The organism is Pauljensenia sp. UMB0895, from assembly GCF_030218905.1.
Taxonomy (GTDB): Bacteria; Actinomycetota; Actinomycetes; order Actinomycetales; family Actinomycetaceae; genus Pauljensenia; species Pauljensenia turicensis_A.
In genome coordinates, this window is sequence record NZ_JASOQR010000004.1 from 79,532 (window position 1) to 100,413 (window position 20,882).

Annotated in this window: 20 protein-coding genes and 1 tRNA gene; 14 read left to right on the forward strand and 7 right to left on the reverse strand. The window is 56.8% G+C overall.

What is annotated here, in order from left to right; all coding sequences use genetic code 11:
• Nucleotides 1-97: 97 nt before the first annotated feature.
• Both QP503_RS03515 and QP503_RS03520 read left to right on the forward strand, forming a co-directional pair.
• Complete coding sequence (locus tag QP503_RS03515; protein WP_219585844.1) at nucleotides 98-946, forward strand: amino acid ABC transporter permease; 849 nt, start codon at nucleotides 98-100, stop codon at nucleotides 944-946.
• Complete coding sequence (locus QP503_RS03520; protein ID WP_257878462.1) at nucleotides 946-1,719, forward strand: amino acid ABC transporter ATP-binding protein; 774 nt, start codon at nucleotides 946-948, stop codon at nucleotides 1,717-1,719. Before QP503_RS03515 ends, QP503_RS03520 begins: the two co-directional genes overlap by 1 nt.
• A gap of 110 nt (nucleotides 1,720-1,829) precedes the next feature.
• On the opposite strand, the gene QP503_RS03525 is transcribed toward QP503_RS03520, so the two are convergent.
• Nucleotides 1,830-2,564 (reverse strand): hypothetical protein, encoded by a 735-nt coding sequence (locus QP503_RS03525; protein WP_243440753.1) that lies wholly within the window; start codon nucleotides 2,562-2,564, stop codon nucleotides 1,830-1,832.
• 91 nt (nucleotides 2,565-2,655) lie between these two features.
• Complete coding sequence (locus QP503_RS03530) at nucleotides 2,656-3,438, reverse strand: NADPH-dependent oxidoreductase (RefSeq protein WP_257878461.1); 783 nt, start codon at nucleotides 3,436-3,438, stop codon at nucleotides 2,656-2,658.
• A 231-nt stretch (nucleotides 3,439-3,669) separates the two neighbouring features.
• On the opposite strand from QP503_RS03530, the gene QP503_RS03535 reads away from it, so the two are divergent.
• Nucleotides 3,670-4,083 (forward strand): hypothetical protein, encoded by a 414-nt coding sequence (locus QP503_RS03535; protein ID WP_006680626.1) that lies wholly within the window; start codon nucleotides 3,670-3,672, stop codon nucleotides 4,081-4,083.
• Nucleotides 4,084-4,305: 222 nt separating this feature from the next.
• On the opposite strand, the gene QP503_RS03540 is transcribed toward QP503_RS03535, so the two are convergent.
• Genes QP503_RS03540 through QP503_RS03550 form a run of 3 tightly spaced genes read right to left on the reverse strand, consistent with a single transcriptional unit; the run spans nucleotide 4,306 to nucleotide 8,367 of the window.
• Entirely contained in the window at nucleotides 4,306-4,776 is a 471-nt protein-coding gene (locus QP503_RS03540; RefSeq protein WP_006680625.1) for a response regulator, read from the reverse strand.
• Nucleotides 4,773-6,959, reverse strand: a complete 2,187-nt coding sequence (locus QP503_RS03545) for a sensor histidine kinase (RefSeq protein WP_219585570.1) — start codon at nucleotides 6,957-6,959, stop codon at nucleotides 4,773-4,775. The genes QP503_RS03540 and QP503_RS03545 overlap by 4 nt, the downstream gene beginning before the upstream one ends.
• A 1-nt stretch (nucleotide 6,960) precedes the next feature.
• Nucleotides 6,961-8,367: an SLC13 family permease gene (locus QP503_RS03550; protein WP_179370314.1), complete on the reverse strand. Its 1,407-nt coding sequence runs from the start codon at nucleotides 8,365-8,367 to the stop codon at nucleotides 6,961-6,963.
• Nucleotides 8,368-8,399: 32 nt separating this feature from the next.
• On the opposite strand from QP503_RS03550, the gene QP503_RS03555 reads away from it, so the two are divergent.
• The 6 genes from QP503_RS03555 (at nucleotide 8,400) to QP503_RS03580 (ending at nucleotide 12,888) form a co-directional block, all read left to right on the forward strand.
• The gene (locus tag QP503_RS03555) at nucleotides 8,400-8,534 is read left to right on the forward strand and encodes a hypothetical protein (RefSeq protein ID WP_257878460.1); all 135 of its coding nucleotides are present in this window, start codon (nucleotides 8,400-8,402) and stop codon (nucleotides 8,532-8,534) included.
• A gap of 80 nt (nucleotides 8,535-8,614) precedes the next feature.
• The gene (locus QP503_RS03560; RefSeq protein WP_179370096.1) at nucleotides 8,615-10,711 is read left to right on the forward strand and encodes an ABC transporter ATP-binding protein; all 2,097 of its coding nucleotides are present in this window, start codon (nucleotides 8,615-8,617) and stop codon (nucleotides 10,709-10,711) included.
• The gene (locus QP503_RS03565; protein WP_103632859.1) at nucleotides 10,708-11,484 is read left to right on the forward strand and encodes a CbiQ family ECF transporter T component; all 777 of its coding nucleotides are present in this window, start codon (nucleotides 10,708-10,710) and stop codon (nucleotides 11,482-11,484) included. Before QP503_RS03560 ends, QP503_RS03565 begins: the two co-directional genes overlap by 4 nt.
• 96 nt (nucleotides 11,485-11,580) lie before the next feature.
• Nucleotides 11,581-11,667: transfer RNA gene (locus QP503_RS03570), tRNA-Leu, on the forward strand.
• Nucleotides 11,668-12,116: 449 nt separating this feature from the next.
• Nucleotides 12,117-12,326, forward strand: a complete 210-nt coding sequence (locus tag QP503_RS03575) for a cold-shock protein (protein WP_006680620.1) — start codon at nucleotides 12,117-12,119, stop codon at nucleotides 12,324-12,326.
• Nucleotides 12,327-12,660: 334 nt separating this feature from the next.
• Entirely contained in the window at nucleotides 12,661-12,888 is a 228-nt protein-coding gene (locus QP503_RS03580; protein ID WP_006680619.1) for a hypothetical protein, read from the forward strand.
• 308 nt (nucleotides 12,889-13,196) lie between these two features.
• Here the strand turns inward: QP503_RS03580 and dnaB are convergent, their stop codons facing one another.
• The gene (gene dnaB / locus QP503_RS03585; protein ID WP_006680618.1) at nucleotides 13,197-14,531 is read right to left on the reverse strand and encodes a replicative DNA helicase; all 1,335 of its coding nucleotides are present in this window, start codon (nucleotides 14,529-14,531) and stop codon (nucleotides 13,197-13,199) included.
• Between the two features lie 243 nt (nucleotides 14,532-14,774).
• On the opposite strand from dnaB, the gene QP503_RS03590 reads away from it, so the two are divergent.
• From QP503_RS03590 to rplI, 5 genes are all read left to right on the forward strand, one after another.
• Entirely contained in the window at nucleotides 14,775-16,286 is a 1,512-nt protein-coding gene (locus QP503_RS03590) for an MATE family efflux transporter (RefSeq protein ID WP_218840470.1), read from the forward strand.
• A 225-nt stretch (nucleotides 16,287-16,511) separates the two neighbouring features.
• Nucleotides 16,512-16,802: a 30S ribosomal protein S6 gene (gene rpsF, locus QP503_RS03595; protein ID WP_006680616.1), complete on the forward strand. Its 291-nt coding sequence runs from the start codon at nucleotides 16,512-16,514 to the stop codon at nucleotides 16,800-16,802.
• Between the two features lie 39 nt (nucleotides 16,803-16,841).
• On the forward strand, nucleotides 16,842-17,378 hold the full coding sequence (locus QP503_RS03600) for a single-stranded DNA-binding protein (protein WP_103632861.1): 537 nt from the start codon (nucleotides 16,842-16,844) through the stop codon (nucleotides 17,376-17,378).
• 83 nt (nucleotides 17,379-17,461) lie between these two features.
• Complete coding sequence (gene rpsR, locus QP503_RS03605; RefSeq protein WP_006680614.1) at nucleotides 17,462-17,704, forward strand: 30S ribosomal protein S18; 243 nt, start codon at nucleotides 17,462-17,464, stop codon at nucleotides 17,702-17,704.
• A gap of 20 nt (nucleotides 17,705-17,724) precedes the next feature.
• A complete protein-coding gene (gene rplI, locus QP503_RS03610; RefSeq protein WP_006680613.1) occupies nucleotides 17,725-18,183 on the forward strand; it encodes a 50S ribosomal protein L9 in 459 nt (152 codons plus the stop codon).
• A 120-nt stretch (nucleotides 18,184-18,303) separates the two neighbouring features.
• On the opposite strand, the gene QP503_RS03615 is transcribed toward rplI, so the two are convergent.
• Nucleotides 18,304-20,727 carry a transglycosylase domain-containing protein gene (locus QP503_RS03615; protein ID WP_006680612.1) on the reverse strand — a complete coding sequence of 808 codons (2,424 nt, stop codon included), beginning with the start codon at nucleotides 20,725-20,727 and terminating at the stop codon, nucleotides 18,304-18,306.
• Nucleotides 20,728-20,882 lie beyond the last annotated feature (155 nt).

Consider the following 20,882-nt stretch of genomic DNA (forward strand, 5'->3'; position numbering starts at 1 on the left):
GTCAACCGCAGTTTGACTGCCGGCTCGGACGATAGCCGGCACTGATAACGAAGGACAATACGTGTCCCCAGCAGTAAACACTGATGCTACCGACGTGATGGCCGGGCTCCCCGTTTCTGACGTGGAGCTCGGCCGTCGCGCGTATCGGCGTAAGCGTGCAACACAATCGATTCTGATCTCCATGGCCTCGACACTGGTCTTCGCACTGGTCATGTGGTTCGTTATCACCCGCTCTCCCGGGTGGGAACGCACGCAGGAAACCTTCTTCTCAGGCGAGCACTTCATCAAAGCGCTCCCGCAGGTTGCCAAAGGCTTGTGGCTGAACATCCGGATTCTGCTGGTGTCCGTCATCGGCGTTGCCTTCTTCGCAACGTTGCTGGCTGCGGCACGCACTTTGGGTGGCCCGATCTTCTTCCCCATCCGATTCTTAGCGGCTGCGTACACGGATATTTTCCGCGGTGTCCCGTTCCTGGTGGTTCTTTACCTGATTGGCTTTGGTATTCCGGCACTCAACCCGACAACGCGCATCCCAGTCGCGTTCTTAGGCACGGTCGCGCTGATCCTCACCTACACGTCATATGTTGCCGAGGTCCTGCGCGCAGGTCTGGAATCGGTTCACCCGTCCCAGCGTTACGCTGCGCGTTCGCTTGGCTTGACGCACGGCCAGACTTTGCGCCACATCATCGTCCCGCAGGCAATCCGTAAGGTCACGCCGGCATTGATGAATGACTTCATTTCAATGCAGAAAGACGTCGGCCTGATCTCGGTCCTCGGCGCTGTCGACGCGATCCGCGGAGCGCAGATCTACCAGGCAATGACGTACAACTTCACCTCGTACGTCGTTGCTGGCCTACTGTTTATCGTCATGTCATTCCCCTTCATCCGCTTGTCTGACTGGTACACGGCACGCCTGCGCCAGCGCGAACAAATGGAAGGCACCGTCTGATGAGCACCCCCACAGCCCACGTTTTTTTGAACACCGCAAGCACGCCCGTCCTTGAAGCCAAGCGCGTCGTCAAACGATTCGGCGACAACGTCGTGCTTCGCGGGCTGAACCTTGCAGTCAATTCACACGAAGTCGTCGTCTTGCTCGGCGCATCCGGATCCGGTAAGTCCACACTTCTGCGCTGCGCCAACCTGCTTGAGCGCGTTGACGACGGCCAGATTTTCCTTGCTGGCGAAGACATCACTGATCCGTCAGTGAACGTCGACAAGGTTCGGTCACGTATCGGTGTTGTCTTCCAGCACTACAACTTGTTCCCCCACATGTCCGTTCTTGCCAACGTCACTCTGGCGGCACGCAAGGTCCACGGATGGGATCGCGAAAAGGCTGACCAGCGTGGCATGGAACTTCTCAGCCGAATTGGTTTGGAAAGCAAGGCGAAGGAATTCCCCGATCGTCTGTCCGGTGGCCAACAACAGCGCGTCGCTATCGTCCGCGCGCTTGCCACCAACCCCGAACTACTTCTGCTGGACGAGATCACATCCGCACTTGACCCCGTCTTGGTCGGCGAAGTTCTGGACCTCGTCCGCGAAATCAAAGCGCAAGGATCAACGATTCTCATGGCCACGCACGAAATTGGCTTCGCGCGCAACGTTGCAGACCGCGTTGTCTTCCTTGAGCACGGTCGCATCGTCGAGCAGGGAACACCCTCGCAGGTGATCGACAATCCTCAGGAAGACGCGACTCGAGACTTCCTGTCACGAATCCTGCACTAACGCTGTCAGGTACGTGCAGGAATAAAACATGGATGTGGGGCTCCGCGCCAAGGCGCGGAGCCCCACATCCATGTTCAGGACATGTGTTGGGCGAGAGCCCATAACCCCCGCTAGATAATGGACGAATCGGTGACGAACGCGGGTCCGTTATACCCGGACTTGCCAAGCACATTCAGCATCGCGCTCATCAATTCGGTGTGGGACAGGAAGCCCTGTGAGTAGTCCGCGTGCACGATCTCAATTGCCGCCATGCCGTGAACGTCATGTACCGGCTGAGTGGAAAAACGAGACAGCAACAGCATTTCAGCTTCAGCCAAATCGGTCGGGGAACCGAAAAACCAGGTACGCGCTTCCTTCCTACCTTCGATCTCGCCGATATACATGTGGGTCATAATCACACGATTGCCGGCCTCGACAATGTTCTTCCCCATGCGGGTAAAGAGCGAGATCTTTGCGCCCGAATCGAAGGAGGATTCAATCAACGAGTACGCAAAGGCACCGAAACCACGAACAATCAGAGCGTCTGCCAAGTCACCGAGGACCTCGTCAGGGAAAGGCTGTTCGGTGAAGTAGATGCCCTCACCAGCGCGCTCGCGCCCAGTGTTGATATCTCCCTTGCCGAGAATCTCCATATCGTAGCCAGCATCATCCAACGCATCTCGGACTGCTTCAATCTTGGTTTCCGGATAGGGATGAAGTACTGCCGAGTTGGCTGAGTTTCGCTCGATAAAAACGTAGGTCGAGAATCCGTAGGCGAAGCCTTCCATGTCGCACATCCTCAAGGTCGTTGTGTCACCCGCATTGTTGTGCGAGAAACTACCGTTGTTTATCTCATTCGATGTCATTGAATGAAACGCCCCCGAATTGCTTCAGGTGTTGCGTGGCGCTTACATCAAATCTGTTGAGATTGAATGTACTCGAAACAATGGTTTTTGTTTAGAGGTCAAACCCCTGCTTGTGGATAACTCTCAGAATGTCTGAAACCTGTGCACCGCCGATACCAACTTTGGTACGTACGAGAGTAGAAAATGACTCGACGCGCTTGGACGTATCACGCAGGTCGTAGTACTCGGTGATCCTCTGGTCGTATTCAGCCAAAGCTTCTTCATACGAGTCCAAGCACGGATACGTGTTATCGGCGACCGTGACCGACAGGGGCAGGCGAGGCTTGTACTGAGGCGACTGGTCGGGGTGGCCAATGAGCAAGCCGAGGACAGGGAAGGTTAGCTTCGGCAGGTTAAGGGCCTCGATAACCAGTTCCGGATTCGCGTGAATTGAGCCGAGGTAGCACGTTCCCAAGCCCATCGATTCAGCAGCGACAACAACGTTTTGCGCGCTGAGCAGAGCATCGTGAAGGGCGGTGAGAAACAAGTTGACCGTGTGAAGTGGGGTGTCTTCGATCCCCGCTTCTTCGCGAATTCGCGCATTGCGGTACTGATCAGCGACAAAAACCAGAAGCTCGCCTTTCGTGCCACCAACATATGGCTGTCCGGAAGCCTGATGGAGCTTCTCACGAACCTCAGGATCCGTGATCCGCAGGATGGTGCACTGCTGAAGGAATGAAGAAGAGGCAGTCTGACGTGCAACCTCAAACAGTGTTGTCAGTTCTTCTTCGGTAAGCGCCCTGTCAGTGAAAGCTCGGATTGTCCGGTGCCCAAGCTGAGTGGCAATCGTGTCGTTTTCGATGGGTGCTGATGGGCGGGTATTCAGATCAACCATGTCCTTCTCCATGTTCTTCGAGGCTCTTGCAAAGCATCTACGCTTTCGACGATGATCGGGTGATACACGCACGATGCAGGTCAAATCTATTCCGATACTTTCCGCCTGATTTTACTGGTCTTTCCTTAATCTTTAGGTCTTGGCAATGATGAATGAAAGGTCACGTTTTAAATGGGACTCAAACGTGACCTCTGCGGATTTTCAAGAATAATGCACCCGTATGATTGAAAGATGATGAAGAAAACCTCTATTTCTCTGTGCACAATTGCTCTCGCAACCGCTCTTCTTGCAGGTTGCTCGTCAGCTTCAACCGAGACCGCCGATTCTTCGGGTTCCGCTGCAACGTCTCAGTCCGCTTCCGCGTCGACCCAGATGCTGACCATCGAAAAGGATCCCGCAACCATTTCCGGTGCGCTGGTGACTCTTCCGATCAAGCGCGTCCTGATTCTCAAGGTTGATCAGGTAGCTGCCGCACACTGGACCGGCACCGTTGAAGACGCGTCGATCGCAGAGTTTGTTGCCGGCACCGATTCCGATGCCCCGATGATCAAGCCTCTGGCTGAAGGCGACACGACCGCAACACTGACCTCCCCCGAGGGTGAAACCATCACCTTCGACCTGTCGGTTACTCCGGGCGCTCGCTGAGTCGCTCACCTGAACTCAATACGACTGTCCTCGGGGGCGGGTTGCTACGGCAACCCGCCCCCGAGTTTCATATGGATGCACCCACCACACCGAGCTCCACGGGGCTCATCAGCCAGAAGACACCTGCACAACTCGTCGCAACGGCAACGAATACAGTCTTAGCTGAAACGAGGCCGGGGCCGGGGTGCAACGCCCCCGGCCCCGGCCTCGTGAATACAGAAACTAGCGGATAGCCTCCATGATTCGCACACCATCGAGAAGTGGCATGTACGGTAGCGGATCAACCTCAGCCTCAAGGACAAAACTTGTCAACTGATCACGCACAACGGCGCGTAGAGCATCTGCATCCCACGGCTTGGAAATGTAGTGGTCCAAGCCTGCTTCGTTCAGTGCACGGATCGTGTCATCTTGATCAGCCTGACCGGTAACCAAGACCGTGCGAGCCAGCTCGAAGCGATAGTCCTTCGTCAGCTCAATGAGGAAGTCAACGCCGGAACGACCGGGCAGCCGATGGTCCGACAAGACCAACGCCAACTGATCGTCGTCCGCCTCGATATCTTCCACCGCAGCCCACGCATCGTCCGCATCTTCGGCGACCTCAAGCCTGATCTTCGACCAGAATTCTTCAAGGTCACGCTCGATCGCGTCGCGCACGTCTGCTTCGTCTTCGAGAACCAGAATTGCCAGTGTCATCGTTCTACCTCCATTGGTGTGGACGCTTCGTGGGTTGAATGGTCGGCGGGGGAATCTGCGCCGGTCTGAGAAGAATGGGTACCAGTGACACTCTCAGTAGCAGAATCACCAATCATCGGGAATCGGGCTGTCATCACCGTACGCCCTGGGCGAGATTCAACAGTGAGCTCGCCACCGTGGTCGGCAATGATCGACCGAACAATGGACATTCCCATGCCTAAGCCGAATCGAACCATGCCCGCCTTCGTGGTGAAGTGTGGTTCAAAAATCTTATCCACCAGTTCCGGCGAAATGCCAGGCCCGTTATCGCCGATGACGACGCAGACGTGACCATCCTCAACCCGGGTGGTGATGTCGATCTGCGCGGGGGCTTCACCGCGGGCAGGCGCACATTCTTCACCTTTCGCTCGCCGATCTTTGATAGCGTCGCGCTCATCGTCAATCGCTTCGGCAGCGTTGACCAGAATGTTGGTCCACACCTGCTGAAGCCTCGAGGGAATCCCCATGATCGGTGGAACATCTTCCTCGTCGCGGGTAACGACGATGTCACGCATCCTGTATCCGGTCAACCGAATAACGTCATCGACTCCTTCACGCACATCGATGGGGTGCAGTTCTACCGCGTCGGGACGCGCGTACCCCTTGAGCGACTTCGTCAGATCGATGACGCGGTCAGAGGCTGCGCGAATAGAACGGAGCGATGAACCGATCCTTGAACCGGATTCGACGACATTAAGCGCCTCATCTCCCCCGCGCGCCAAAGCTTTGGCCGTCGCAGCCTCCGTCACGCCGGCAAGCATGAGGCGACGCGCCAAGCGCCGGTCTCCGCCCGCCGAAGACAAGAGCGACTTCACAATTTCGCGTTCCGTGGCCGTTGAGCGAGGAGGAGCTTCCAACGCAGAGCGCATGGACGTGCGCGCTGGCTCAAGCGATGGCGACGTAGACAAAACACGGTCGATGTCTTCATTTAAGTGTTCTGCCGCGCGCGCCAGCGCAGTGATCGGATTATTCAGTTCGTGCGCTATGCCTGCCGACAGTTCGCCGAGCATCGCGAACCTCGCCTTATTGACCAATTCCGCCCTGGTGCTTCGAAGGTCTTCAAGTGTGCGCGCCAATTCCTGCTTCTGCCTCTCAAGGTCGGCGGCAAGCATCGCGTTTTCCAAGTGGAGGTCTTCGGCGCGCATCAGTCTGCGAGTCAGCGACTGAATCGCAAGCGCGGCCAGAGGGGTCGCGAGAGACGGTTCTTCAAGCAACGCAATCGACAGCTGTTCGTGGGTCAGCCGGACAACTCGGGCCGTCGACGTTGCAGTCGCCGTGAAGAATGCGTTTTCTCGTCGAGCAAGGGAGACGAGACCAATGAGAGGGCCGGATGATGCAAGGTGCGCAAGGACTTCCCCGCCATTGGAATCACGGTGCAGTGAAACATCGCCGTCGAGCACAAGGTGGACAGCGCCAACCGGCTGGCCCTGAACGGCAAGTTCCGTTCCTGGTTCAATAACGAGGCGCGGTCTGGGACCCAGAACCTTTTCAACGCCAATAAGAAGCTCGCGAACAACATCATGCTCGCTGTGATCAAGGCCTGTCAGCAACGGACCGCGTACGGCGTTCGCTGGTGGATCACCGAGAAGAAGATGGATCTCGTCATCAGTTCGACCGTCTGCTTCAAGGTGGCCCACCATCGTCGAATATGACTGGCCCAGAAGAAGCGGAACAGTCCAGGGAACCGAAATCACGGACGCCAAACGGTCGGACGTGGTCGCTCGTGCCAAGTCGGTGTGCTCGTCCTGATCCGTCACCACCAGCCAGCGGGTGGGCTCCAGAATTGGACGACCGTCCATTTGATCCAGCAGATCATCGATCTGAGTGACTTCGGACGTCACCAGACCTAAGACCACGTGGTCAGCCGGGCCCAGGGAGGCATCGTAAATATTCAGGTCAGCGCCAGAATCGATGCGATCCAGACAAAGATTCGGGAATGCGATCCCCATATCCGTTGTCAGTTGGCGAGCAAGACCCCTCGAGTCATCACCGATGACAAGGATGTGGACGTGCGCATCCTGCTTGTGCCCTCTTTCGCGGACATTCGAGCGCTCCCACGGATCTTGCTTGTTCAGCACACAATTATGCAGACCTCGCGGGGCCTCGCCCCCGGGCGGAACTGAATCAGAACCCACGGTGACCATCTCAGATCACTCCGAGTGCGCCCCACGTTAGCGGTGCAACGAAAGAGAGCAGGACGACGCCCAAGACACCAACAACGATGCCAACGATCGCCATTTCGCGAGTCGGCGTTGTCCCCGTCGAGTAGGCGATCGCGTTCGGCGGAGTCGAAATCGGAAGGCACATACCCAACGAGCAACCGAGTGCCAAGACGATAGCGATTTCGGTAGCCGGCGTTGAAATCGTCGTAGCCAAGCCCATACCCATCGGAATCAAGAGGTTTGCCGACGCAGAGTGCGAAATAACGTTCGAGGTCACCCAACCAACCAGGGCAAGCACCAAGAGGAGCATGATCGTCGGGATCGATCCCCACTGGATAGAGCCAAGCATCCACTTATCCAAGCCCGTGTTACCAACGCCGGACCCAAGAGCGATACCACCTGCGACCAGCCACAACACAGGCCAGTCGAGGGCTCGAAGGTCGTCACCGCTCATAACCTTAAAGACCATCAGTGCAACGACAGGGAAGAAACCAACGATATTCGCCGACACACCGTGGAGCGATTCAGTCATCCAGAGCAGGATCGTCAGAAGCGAAACGACATAGAAGATCTTCGCGTTTCGCGACATATCGAACGTGGCCGTCATATCAATGTCGAACTGCGCATCCTTGGGAATGTAGCGCCACGAAATAAACAACCACGAGACCGCCAAAACAATCAGCATCAACGGAACAGCGGCGATCATCCAGTCAAGGAACGTCACGGAAATACCCGCAGTCTGCAGTGCGCCCAGGGCGATTGCATTCGGGGGCGTACCGACCGGCGTTCCCATACCGCCCACGTTGGCGGCGACGGGGATCGACAGTGCAATGCCTGTTCTTGCCTTACCTTCGGGCAACGCCATGATGACCGGCATCATGACCGCGAACATCGTGGCGGTCGTTGCCGTATTCGACATGAACATACTCATCAGAGCGGTAATGAGCATGACGCCCATGACCGTCAAGCGTGGTTTGCCCAGGAATGGCTTCAACAGGACAGCTGAAAGCGCGCGGTCCACTTTATATTTCGCCGCGCCATCGGCCACCATGAAACCACCCAAGAACAGGATGATCACAGGGTTGGCGAGCGCTCCGAAGAAGACGGTGTATTTGGGTGCTTCTTCACCGACGGGAATAATCGCATGGTCGGACACGAAAAGAACTTCGAGAAAAATCACCAGCGTCGCAGTCGCTGCCAGCGGAATCGCTTCGGTCACCCAGAGGAGGATCGCGGCAAGAAAGATGCCGAACATACGCGAGCCTTCGACTTCCAGCCCGGGAAGACGCACGAATAGGAAGGTGATGATAGCGATTGCTGCGCTAATCTGTCCGAAGAGTTTCAGCGGGCTAATCCCGTTTTCTTTCTTCGGTTTTTGGCGCGTAGTCATGTTCTGGGCAGAACGCGGATTCACTTCCACATGTGAGTGGCGCGAATGATGAAGGTGATGAGAGCGACTCATGGGATGAAGACCTCGTTGTCTTTGAAAATGCCGACCGTCATGCCGATTTTATGTTGCCCGTCACAGAAAATCTGCTGGTCGAACAACAACGCTGAAATTGTTAACAAATAACCGATATCCGCGGGCGTGCTTAGCCCACTGCGCACAAATGCCCCGTTCAAGGCACACTTAAACCATGAGTAAACGGCGCACTCCCCTAGCCCCCGCAGAAGTCGCAACCGGCGGCATTCTGGCGGGACTGTCGATTGCACTCGGACTCGCAGGAACGGTCATACCCGTGCTCTCCATCTTCTTCACAATCGGGTCAACAATCCCGATTGCGATGATCACCGCCCATATGCGCCCGCGCGCCAGCCTTGGCACCGCTCTCATCACGATCTTGATGTCACTGGCAGTCGGCGGTATCCAAAGCGCGCAGACCGTCGCTCAGGCTGTCGCCGTCGGCCTTGTTGTCGGCTACCTCGCGCGCAAAGAAGCCCACCGCGCTTTCGTTTACGGCGTGGCACTGTTGCTTGGCATCGCAGGCGGGGCCCTCACATGGCTCCTGCTTCTTGTACTTTCTGAATCGCGGAACCTCGTCCTTGAATCACTGCGCACAACGACCAACGGGTACATTGCCCTGATCGGGAAGATTCCCGCGCTGGCACCACAAACGGACGCCGTTCAGGCAATCATCAACACCTGGATTGAGCACTGGTACTACTGGATTCCACCCCTTGGAGCTCTTGGCATTTTTGTGTTGACGCTAGTTGCTCACTGGCTGACGATGAAGGTTCTACGTCGTATCACGATTACTGCGCCGTGGGATCCGTTGGTGGACACGGCAAACCGCGAGCGCACTGACACCCCGACTACCCCCGACCCGTTCCCTATTTCATTGCGTGATGTCACCTTCACCTACCCGGGGTCTGATACTCCGGCTTTGCGAGGGATCACCCTCGATATCAGTGATGGCTTCACGGTGATCGCGGGCCCGAACGGATCCGGCAAGTCCACCCTCTCCCTTGTCCTCGCTGGCGCGCAACCGACAAGCGGGCAGGTGATTCGACCTGGTGGTGTCGGTTTGGGGGACGAGGCCGGAACTGCTGTTGTCGCTCAACGTTCTGAGTTGCAGTTCCTCGGTGACACGGTGGCCGAGGATATTGCATGGGGAATGAGTGACGATGAGCGTGCTTCGCTGGACCTTCCCGAGCTTCTTCACACTGTCGGTTTGGAGGGTCTTGAAGATGCTTCTCCCCGACGTTTGTCCGGCGGTCAGTTACAGCGCCTATCTTTGGCTGGTGCTCTTGCGCGTAAGCCTCGCGTGCTCATTTCCGATGAATCCACGGCGATGATTGATTCGCCTGGCCGGCGCGAGCTTCTTGAGGTTCTGCATGGTCTGCCCGCTTTAGGAACGTCCGTCATTCATATTACGCACGATGCAACCGAAGCAAGTAGTGCTGACACGCTGATTCGTCTGCGCGATGGGCACATCGATACTTCTGATGCACCCGACCCTCTTGAAGATACGTACTCGCAGGTCACACCTGTTATTGAGCGGAGCATTGCAGTTCCTCAGCCCTATCAGGGCGGGTCAATTGACCACCTGTGGGTGAAGAATGTCGGGCACGCCTACGATGTTGGATCCCCGTGGGAAAACACGGTTCTCAGTGACGTCTCATTTATTGTTTCGCCCGGTCAAGCACTACTGATCACCGGCGAGAACGGGTCAGGCAAGTCCACCTTGGCGCGGATTCTAACCGGGTTGATGCGACCAACGTGGGGCGAGTGCACGCTTGGTGGCTCCCCTGTTTCTCTTCGAGTGGGTGACGTCGGGTTAGCGCGACAGTTCGCGCGCCTACAACTACAACGTCCAACGGTCGCAAAGGATATTTTGGCGGCCGCGAAAGTGGGTGCAGCTGTCGGCTCGTCCGATTCGGCTCGCCGCCACCGAGGCGCCTCGTCGACTCTGGTTGATTCTGACCAGCTTGTCGCTAAAGCCTTGGCCGAAGTGGGACTGCCCGGCGACCTTGCATCGCGCAACGTTGATGATCTTTCCGGCGGTCAGATGCGTCGCGTCGCCCTGGCGGGAGTGTTAGCGTCACACCCGAAAGTGTTGGTGCTAGATGAACCTTTCGCTGGGCTTGATGTCGAATCGCGACGCTTACTCAGTGACGTGTTGAGAAAGCGGAGAGCGGACGGGCTTGGGCTGATCATCATTTCGCACGATACGGATGAGCTGATCGATCTGGTCGATAATCACCTGCATCTTGCCCAGGGAGTGATCCGATGACGCGCGTGCGTTCACGTAAGACATATCGCCCCAGCGGATTCACTCTGCCCCGCCCGCTTCCATGGACGTCGCCTCTGACGCGTACCAGCCCGGAAGTCATGATCGTCTGCTGGACGGTACTCACATCGTTCCTGCTCGTATGGCCGAAGTGGCCGACGCTTGGACTGGTCGCTATCCCCCTAATCCTGGCAACCGTGATCTCACGCGTTCCACCGAAGGCCGTTCGCATTCCCCCGCTCTGGTTCTGGTCGGGCGTGATCGGCGGATTCATTGGCGCGTCGATCGGCGGAGGTTTCTGGGTTTTCCTGCGACTCTGCGTGCTTGCTCTGCTCGTGTTGTGGGGAACGTACCTGCTGGCGTGGACATTCTCTACCGCGCGCCTCGCAACTGCGTTGTCGCACCTGATCTATCCACTGAAGTGGATTGGTGCTCCCGTTGATGAGTGGGCTGCGATGATGGCACTCGCCCTCAAGTCGCTTCCCATATTGGGCGATCAAGCATCCGCCGTCGTAGACACTGCGCGCCTCAGGATGGGCAACGATCTCATGCGAGCATCGTTTACGACGCTAGTGAAAGCCGGGATCGACATCATCACGGCGTGCCTGTCGGCGGCATCGCGAAGCGCCGTCGACACGGGACGCGCAATGAGTCTTCGCGGTGGCACCCTGTTCACCCGCGGAAAAGGCAGTCAACTGAACTGGCCAGACCTCGTCGTCATCCTCATCGTCGTAGCCGACATTACGGGAATTGTCGCAGCGCACCTGCTGGTGTGATGCGCGCGTGCACGCCCTGATATTCCAACATAATTGGACGGAAAATATCTTCCATTTGACGTGCGCACACTTTTGCCCGTAATCTTTTCAACGCACGCGCGAGTGGCGGAATAGGCAGACGCGCACGGTTCAGGTCCGTGTCCCAGAAATGGGGTGGGGGTTCAACTCCCCCCTCGCGCACCACGTGTTTCTTAGCTGAAAAGCTATCTTCGGCAGATTTGCCGGCACCCCTTATATTCACCCTTGGGTGAAGTACATCCTCTTTTCTTCCCTTCTTTTTCGTTGCACCCGAGGCTTCCCTGCGGACGCAGATGGAGTTCGCAGACGTCGGCGGTCTCATCAATCATTCACGTGGCCACGCACACCGGCGTACCCCTACCACTAAAAGTGGGCGCGAAACCAATTACATGAGATGCCCCATGAAAGTGCCCGCGATAGCACTTTATTGATGGGGGTGGGGTAGCGTTAAACGCGTAGTTACACAGTTTCATTGCAGTACCCCACGTTTTTCCAAGTGTTTTTCGTTGTGTGTGCAGGAGGTTGGGTCACTATGCCGTCGCCGAACTCGGCACGGTACGACTGCTCCTAGTTCTTTCCTTATTGCTTGGGGCGCACACAGATTGGAAACACCCATGACCACTGGTGTTGTGAAATGGTTCAACGACGACAAGGGCTTCGGCTTCATCACTCCCGATGATGGCTCCGCAGACGCTTTCGCTCACTTCTCAAACATCGTTCAGGCGTCTGGCCGTCGCACCTTGATCGAAGGCGAAAAGGTTGAGTTTGACGTCACCGCAGGTCCGAAGGGCCCGCAGGCTGAGAACATCCAGCGTCTCGGCTGAAACTCTACGTTTTCACTTCACTGCTCGGCGCATACTGGCGTGATCGGTAGCGATCATCGTGATCGCATGCTCGCGCACAGATAGCCGAAACAGGACAGAGGATCCCCGAGCTTTACAGCTCGGGGATTGTTGTATGCACTTTGGCCTCACACATGCTTGGCAGGCCGTAGCTTTGCGTCAAAGATGTGATGTCAGGCTCAACAGTGGAAACGTTTCCGACACTTTGCTAAATTAAATGGTGCTGGACGAGGTTAGTTCCTCGGCAGCGAAACTGACACATTGCCGTGCGGGGCATGTTCAGTGCTTCGCATAGCGCTGAACAAAGGAAACCACCATGGCTCACATCGTCAAGTCTGAAATCTCCCGCGCCTCTTGGCAGACCACCGCTGATGTCACCGCTCTGGTCGTCGCAGTCGTCATCCTCGCAACCCTCGGTATTGCAGGCGCCCTCGCCGCATCTTCCCCCCTCTCCGTTGCAATCGCAGCGCTGGTCGGCCTGACTGCAATCCTGTTCGTTCCCGCAACCTACGCAATCTCGCAGCAGCAGAACGAAACTCTCTGATAGGTAATTCGGGGCGCGCAAAGAGGCGCGCCCCCGCATAGTCGCGCGACGCCAGTTCGTCGCGCTTTTTGTTTGCCTTCTTCCGGCTCGTCCGCATTCCGCTTCTCTAGAACCACTCTTCAACTTCCCTGACACACGTTGCTTCCCCGGCGCCCGGCTTCCCCATTCACGTCGCGTCGCTCGCGTAAGCAGATGCGCAAGGTGCGCGAGCAGATTGCCGGTACGCCTGACGCCGATTGACGAGGCCACGCTCGCCCACACATCTCGATTCACCGTTGGTGGCGCGCGACGGGTGGGGCCGATGCCGATTAGTCTTCTTCGCGACGCGTGTAGTTGGCGAAGCGCGCCAGGTGTCCTTGGAAGAGCGCAGTGATCGTCTTCGTTGCGCCCGCACGGTGTTTGACGACATGGATTTCTGCTTCGCCCGGACGATCGTCTTCGTTGTAGTAGTCGGGGCGGTGAAGCAGCATGATGATGTCTGCGTCCTGTTCCAGTGATCCGGATTCACGCAGGTCAGACATCATGGGGCGCTTGTCGGTTCGTTCTTCGGACTTACGGTTCAACTGGGCGACTGCGACGACGGGAACGTCGACTTCCTTCGCCAGAAGCTTGAGGCTTCGCGAGATTTGCGAGACTTCCTGCTGACGCGATTCGGCTTTGCCACCAGTTGTCATCAGCTGGAGGTAGTCAACGACGACCAATCCAAGGTTCTGTTCCTGCTTGAGTTGACGGCACTTTGAACGAATTTCCGTCATCGTGATGTTGGCGGAGTCGTCAACGTAGAGGGGAGATTGTGCGACCTTGCCGATGGTGTTGGCGACCTTGCGCCAATCGTCATCGTTCATGGTGCCTTTCTGCATCTTTGTCAGTGGTACGCCGGATTCTGCGGACACCATACGCATGGCGATTTCTTGCTGGCTCATTTCGAGCGAGAAGATCAGTGACGTGATGTCGTGCTTGATTGACGCCGAGCGACAGAAGTCCAGTGCGAATGTGGACTTACCCATTGCCGGTCGGGCTGCAACGATGATCATCTGACCACCCTTGAGGCCCTGCGTCAGGTCATCCAGGTCGGTAAAGCCGGTGGGCACACCGAATAGATCGTCGTTCTTTTGAATGGCTTCAAGGTGTTCAACCAGCGAATTCACCATCGTGTTCATCGACACGTAGTCGGTGGATGCACGGTCGGTAGCGACGGCGAAGATTTCCTGTTGAGCCTGATCGACAAGCTCATCAATTTCCGCGCCTTCTTCGGAGTATCCCAATTGAACGACTCGCGTTCCGGCACTGACCAAGCGTCGCATAATGGATTTTTCGCGAACGATGCGCGCGTAGTAGCCGGCGTTGGCGGCAGTAGGAACCGATGCCATCAATGTGTGCAGGTAGGGCCTGCCACCAATTTTTGTCAGAGTGCCATCGTGCTGGAGCTTGTCAGACACCGTGATGGGATCGGCAACCTGGTTTTGTCCGAAGAGTTCAACGATCGCATCGAAGACAATCTCGTGTTTCATCGAGTAGAAGTCAGATCCACGAATCTCTTCGGTGACATCAACGATCGCGTCAACGGTCAGGAGCATGGAGCCAAGGACAGCAACTTCAGCTTCGTTATCATGCGGTTGGACGCGATCAAACTCTTCTGCCACTGCTTCTCCTTACGCCAGTATCGTGATACTTCGGTGTCTCGCGAGCATAACCCCGCATGGACGTTCTGCCCACTCTCAAGGTGAACTTGAATGGGGATAACGTGCGGAAAAGGTGTGGACAATACAGCGTGTTATCCACAGCATGGTGTGGACAGTATGTGGATAGTTTTACTTGTTGAAGAATGCTACACAAGTCTTTTCGGCGCGATTTACCGAAAGCAATGGTATACGTTGTCCACAGATATGTGCACAGATTGTGGAAAACAAAGTGAAGGAAAAATAGTGGACGACACGCCCAAAGGTTCATCGAACTCTCAACCCCAACTTGAGGCTTCGGCGGCACTGTCTTCACCCTCCACACCATCCGACCAAAAAGCCGAAACCCCCTTCAAAAACGGCAGGATCCAACCCCATAAATACCGCAGTATTACGCGGAAAATCTTCACTTTAGCAATCCCCGCTCTCGGTTCTCTCATCGCCGAACCCCTATTTACTTTCATCGACTCTGCAATGGTGGGAAACCTGGGAACACAGCAGCTCGCAGGGCTTTCCGTAGCCTCCCAGATCCTGCAAACAGTCATTGTTTTATTCGTTTTTCTGGCGTATTCCACAACTTCATTAACAGCTCGGGCGCTCGGTTCGGGGGATAGAGCGCACGCTTTTGCACAAGGCATGAACGCCACGATTTTGGCGCTGGGGCTAGGCATCCTCTCCACCGTCGCTCTCATTGCCAGCGCGAAGCCCCTTGTGGGTCTGTTGACCCAAGATCCCGAGGTCTCCCATCAGGCGACCATGTACCTGATCGCGTCAGCTCCCAGCCTGATCGGCACCCTGGTCGGATTCGCCGTAGTCGGAATGTTGCGTGGCCTTCAGGACACGCGCACACCGCTGATCGTCACCGCTGTCGGCACACTCGTCAACATCGCCTTGAACGCGACGCTGATGTACGGCTTCAAGTTGGGTGTCGCAGGCTCCGGTATCGGCACCTCGGTTTCATTGATCGGCATGGCGAGCGCGTATGTTGCGATCCTCTATTCGCATGCTCGAGCCGAAAAGATCACCCTTCGCCCCGACGCCTCAGGCATCGCGCACGCAGCGATTGAAGGCGCCCCACTGATCGTCCGCGGTGTTGCTCTGCGCGTCGCTGGACTCGCAACGATCTGGCCGGTGTCCCATCTTGGTGCCAGCGAAGTCGCGTCCTACCAGGTGGTCCTGACAATCTGGACTCTCGCATCTTTCATCCTTGATTCGTTAGCAATCGCTTCGCAGTCCCTCGTTGGGTTCGCGGTCGGCAAGGGGTCCTCGTCCGAACTCCGTGAGCTCCTTAAAGTACTGACCATCTGGGGTCTTGGAGTGGGCTTCATCCTGACCGTGCTCATCGCGTTCTTGTCCCCTTGGCTTCCCCTGACATTCGGTTCGGACCCGGTGATGCATGAGCTCGCAAAGTGGGGACTGGCCGCGTCCGTGCTTGGTTTCCCATTCTGCGGTGTGGTGTTCATGCTTGACGGCGTCCTGCTCGGCGCTGGTGACAACATGTTTTTCGCGATTGCGGGTCCCCTCCAGCTGGCCATTCTTCTGCCCGCGCTTGGAGTTGTCGAATACCTCAGGCAGGCGGGCGCTGCCTCGTCGACCATCGTCGTGGGAGTCTGGCTGGCCTACGCCCTCGTCTACCTGGGTGCGCGATTCGCGGCGAACATCTGGCGCACCTGGTTTTCCGAAGGCGGGCTCTTGCGTTCAATGTCAGCTACCTCATAGGTGATTGACGAGGCCCGGTAAAGCACTCACATCGCAGGAAGTGAGTGACACAGCACTACCTGACTCCACTAGCGCGCGGACTCATTTTGACGGTAATCTTGAGTCTTGGATTGTCGTTGCACCAGTAGCGACTTTCCACGCGTTTGCAACCCGCAAATGCACACGCATTACCCTCCTGTCACGGACCGTCCGTGACCGCAAAGACCACAGGAGGTGGGATTAACAGTGCGTAACTACGAACTGATGGTGATCCTCGATCCTTCGATCGATGAGCGCACCGTCGCCCCCACGATGGAAAAGTACCTCGCACCCGTCACCGCAAACGGTGGCTCGATCGAGAACATTGACGTCTGGGGCAAGCGTCGTCTTGCATACGACATCCTCAAGCGCTCCGAAGGGATCTACGTTGTCATTAACATGACCACGACTCCCGATGTCGCGCTCGAGCTCAACCGCCGCATGGGTCTCGACGAGACAATCCTGCGCACCAAGCTCCAGCGCCCCGACGCTCACTGAGTTCAGTTCGATTTTCCACCACCGTCATTAGGAGTTGACATGGCACGAGATACCCAGATCACGATCGTCGGTAACCTCACCGCTGACCCCGAACTTCGTTTCACTAACAGCGGCCAAGCCGTTGTCGACTTCACCGTTGCTTCAACGCCCTCCCAGTACGACTCAAAGTCTGGTCAGTGGCGCGATGGCAACACCCTGTTCATGCGTTGCTCCGCATGGAACGAGTTCGCAGAGAACATCTCCGAATCGCTCCGTAAGGGCATGCGCGTCATCGTCCAGGGCAACCTGGTTCAGCGCAACTTCGAAGACCGTACGGGTGCTCAGCGCACCGTCGTTGAACTCCGCGTCGAAGAAGTTGGCCCATCCTTGCGTTGGGCCCGCGCCGAGGTGACTCGTCAGGAACGTTCCGGCTCCGGCCAAGGACGTGGCGGATACCAGGGTGGAAACCGTAACGCCGGTCAGTCCGGTGGCGGATACGTATCGAACCAAGCCAGCTACAGCGCACCTCAGGGTGGCGCGAACGATGATCCGTGGGGCACTTCCCAGGGTGACTCGTTCGGCGAACCCCCGTTCTGATTGGTGGCCCACGGGCCCACATCAGACACATAGACATCACATGAATTGGGCGGAACATTCCGTCCGGATCCAAGGAGACCATCATGGCGAAGCCTCAACTTCGCAATAAGCCCATCAAGAAAAAGGCCAACCCGCTGAAGTCGGCCAAGATCGAATCGATCGACTACAAGGACACTGCGCTTCTGCGTAAGTTCATCTCTGACCGTGGCAAGATCCGTGCACGTCGCGTCACTGGCGTTTCCGTCCAGGAGCAGCGTCGCATTGCCCGCGCAGTGAAGAACGCCCGCGAAATGGCGCTTCTGCCCTACTCGTCGACCGGCCGCTGATTCGGGGAAGGATACTTATTATGGCTACCACTAAGCTCATCCTCACCCACGATGTTGCCAACCTTGGCAACGCAGGCGAGGTCGTCGAGGTCAAGGCTGGCTTCGCACGCAACTACCTTGTTCCCCGCGGTTACGCGACCAAGTGGACGAAGGGCGCACAGTCGCAGATCGATCAGATCGCAGCTGCACGTCGTCGCCACGAGATCGCAACTGTCGACGATGCTCGCGAACTCCGCGACGTCCTTCAGGCAGCAGAGCCCATCACCGTTTCCGGCAAGGTCGGCCAGTCCGGTCGCCTATTCGGTGCAGTCTCGGCAGCTTCGATTGCTGACGCCGTCAAGGAACAGCTCGGTAAGACCATCGATCGTCGTCGTGTCATCATCGCAGCCCCGATCAAGTCCGTTGGTCAGTACACCGTCTCAGTGAACCTCCACCAGGAAGTTTCCGCGAACCTCAAGGTCCGCGTTGTCGCTGAGTGATTGGCATCCGCCGGTTGTTTACTTGACCGTTGAGTGAGTGAAGTAAACAGCCAGCACATAGCGGTGGGGCCCTACCAGTTGGTAGGGCCCCACCGCTGTTTTACCGGCTAGATGCTTGGACTACGGATTATCCGCAGGCTGCTCAGAATTCTGCCCATTGTGACCGTTCTGACCGCCACCCTGGTTCTGTCCGGAATTGTCAGTCCCGTTCTGGTTCTGCTGATCGGTTCTCGGAGTTGCAGGGGCAGGAGTCTGCTCCGTGGTCTGCCCCTGGGTGTCATTCGACTCAGTGGTCGAGTGCTCCGAAGTTTCAGTCTGAGGAGCTTGCGCACCACTCTGGCTCATGTTCTGTTGATTCGACTTGCGTTTCGGTGCAACGTACCAAGAGAAGGTCTGTTGGCTGAGCGTCGACGAAATCGCCGACATGTATGTGTTCCACACGGTCACAGGCCAGTCACCGCCGTGGAACTGGTCCAAGCCACCGATATTCGCCAGCGACACAGCGTTGCCTTCTTCGTCCGACTGATACATCGAAACAGCGGTCACCAATTCTGGAACGAAACCAATGAACTGGGCTGAAAGCTGGTCATTGGACGTGCCCGTCTTACCTGCAGTCGTAAAACCTGGCAGAGTGGACGACACCGTTTCAGCCGTACCACCCGAAGCGGTCACGGCCTGAAGAGCCGGCATAATTGCCGACACATCGGTTGACGAGAATGCCTGGCGAGCTTCAACGGTCGTCGTAAATATCGTGTTATCCGCTGAGTCAGCCACGGAACGAACGATGTGCGGGGTCATGCGCTGTCCGCCATTGGCGATCGTCGCGTACGCACTTGCTAGATCAATATTGTGGGGTGATGCGAAGCCAAGCACGTTCAGCAGGCTCGATTCCAAGCCGAGCGTAGATTCGGGAATACCAGCATCAATGGCTGCCTGCATCGTGGAAGCCGGACCAATATCCTTGTTCAAGGCGACGAACGAGGTGTTCACCGAATACTCGGTTGCAGTGATCAGATTGATCTTGCCGTAAGACACGTTCGCATTATTTTGAACAGGTTCGGGCAGCCCGGGGAACGACTGCGGAGAAGAACCGCTGTATGTGTCGTAGACAGATCCGCCGGCTCGCGCATTTGCGATGAGCGCAAACGGTTTGAAGCTGGAGCCGGCCATCGCGATATCCTGCGTCACAGCGTTCTGCTGACGAGCCAAGTAGTCATCGCCACCAAATTCAGCAACAATCTCACCCGTTGCAGGGTCAATGGACGACAGGGCAACGTGCATTGTCGCCGGATCCCAACCACTGACCGACGACATCGTCTGAGCGGCTGCAACCGCCTGATCCTGCTTCGTCTGATCGATGGTGGAGGTAATCTTCAAGCCACCCTCGTCGAGGCTTTCCTCCGTGAAAGCGCCCGTGGCGAGCAGTTCTTCCTTCACCTGCTGAATCAGATAGCCGTTGGGACCACTCATTGATTCAGTCTCCAAAGTTGCGGGGTCGATGGTTTCAGGGAAGGTTGCCTCATCAGCTTCCGCCTGCGAAATCCAGCCATCTTCGACCATGAGGTTGAGCACGCGCTCCCAGCGAGTCTTCGCCTGGTCTGCATCAACTGCAGGATCCCACGCGGAAGGCGCTGGGATAATGCCCGCAATCATTGCTGCTTCACTTAACGTCATTTCAGCAGCCGAATGACCGTAGTAAGCCTTTGCTGCCGCTTCAATACCGTATGCGCCACGACCAAAGTAGATCGTATTCATGTAGTTTGCCAGGATTTCGTCCTTGGACTGTTCACGATTGATCTTGATCGCCAGGACCGCTTCTTTTGCTTTACCTTTGTACGAGGTGGTTTCGCCCGTGTAGTAGCGCTCAACGTACTGCTGAGTCAGCGTTGAACCACCCTGACGTGAACCCGTTGTGACGTTGTTGAACAGGGCGCGAGCAATACCCTTCAAATCAACGCCCGAATTGGTGTAGAAGGTCCGGTCTTCCGACGCGACAATTGCCTTGCCGACATAGTCAGGAAGCGTGGTCGTATCAATGATCTCGCGGTTCACTTCACCAAGATCACCGAGCTTGGTCGTGCCATCCGAATAGTAGATGCTCGTCTTTTGAGCGAGCGCCAAGTCAGATGCGGCAGGAATCGTCGCACGTGAATACATGTAAAGGAACAGGCTCGCGCCAGCAATCACCGACAGCAAGAACGCGAAAACAATGGTCAGGCCAATGCGTCGACCCCACCCGGACTTCTTCTTCGCCACGGGTTTTGATTTGGTTGACTGGCCTCGTGACTGAGCGGAAGCCGAAGACGCAGAAGCCGGGCGGGCGGTGGCAGAAGTGACCGGAGCAAAATACCCCTGGCTCGCCTGCGCGCCCACCGAACGACGCTGAGGCGGTTGAGGCGCCTGCTTGGGTGGCTGCGACTGACGCTTACGGGCCTTCGCTACCGCTTCACGGTCGGCCACTTCCTGCGCGGCGCGACGCTGACGCGCATAATCAGCGCGCTTCGGCAGAGGTGAGCCCGGGTTATGACCGGTGGATTGTGCCACGGTTGAGCCTTTCGTCGGACAGTTCTACCACCAGCCTAGGCAGAAAACCTGAGAATCTGCGTGAAGAGTGACGGGGACAACCGAATCATCTTGAGTCTCACGCGAGATAATTCGCGCCCAACAAGAAAGGTGATTGCCCCCGTCACATGGAAGAT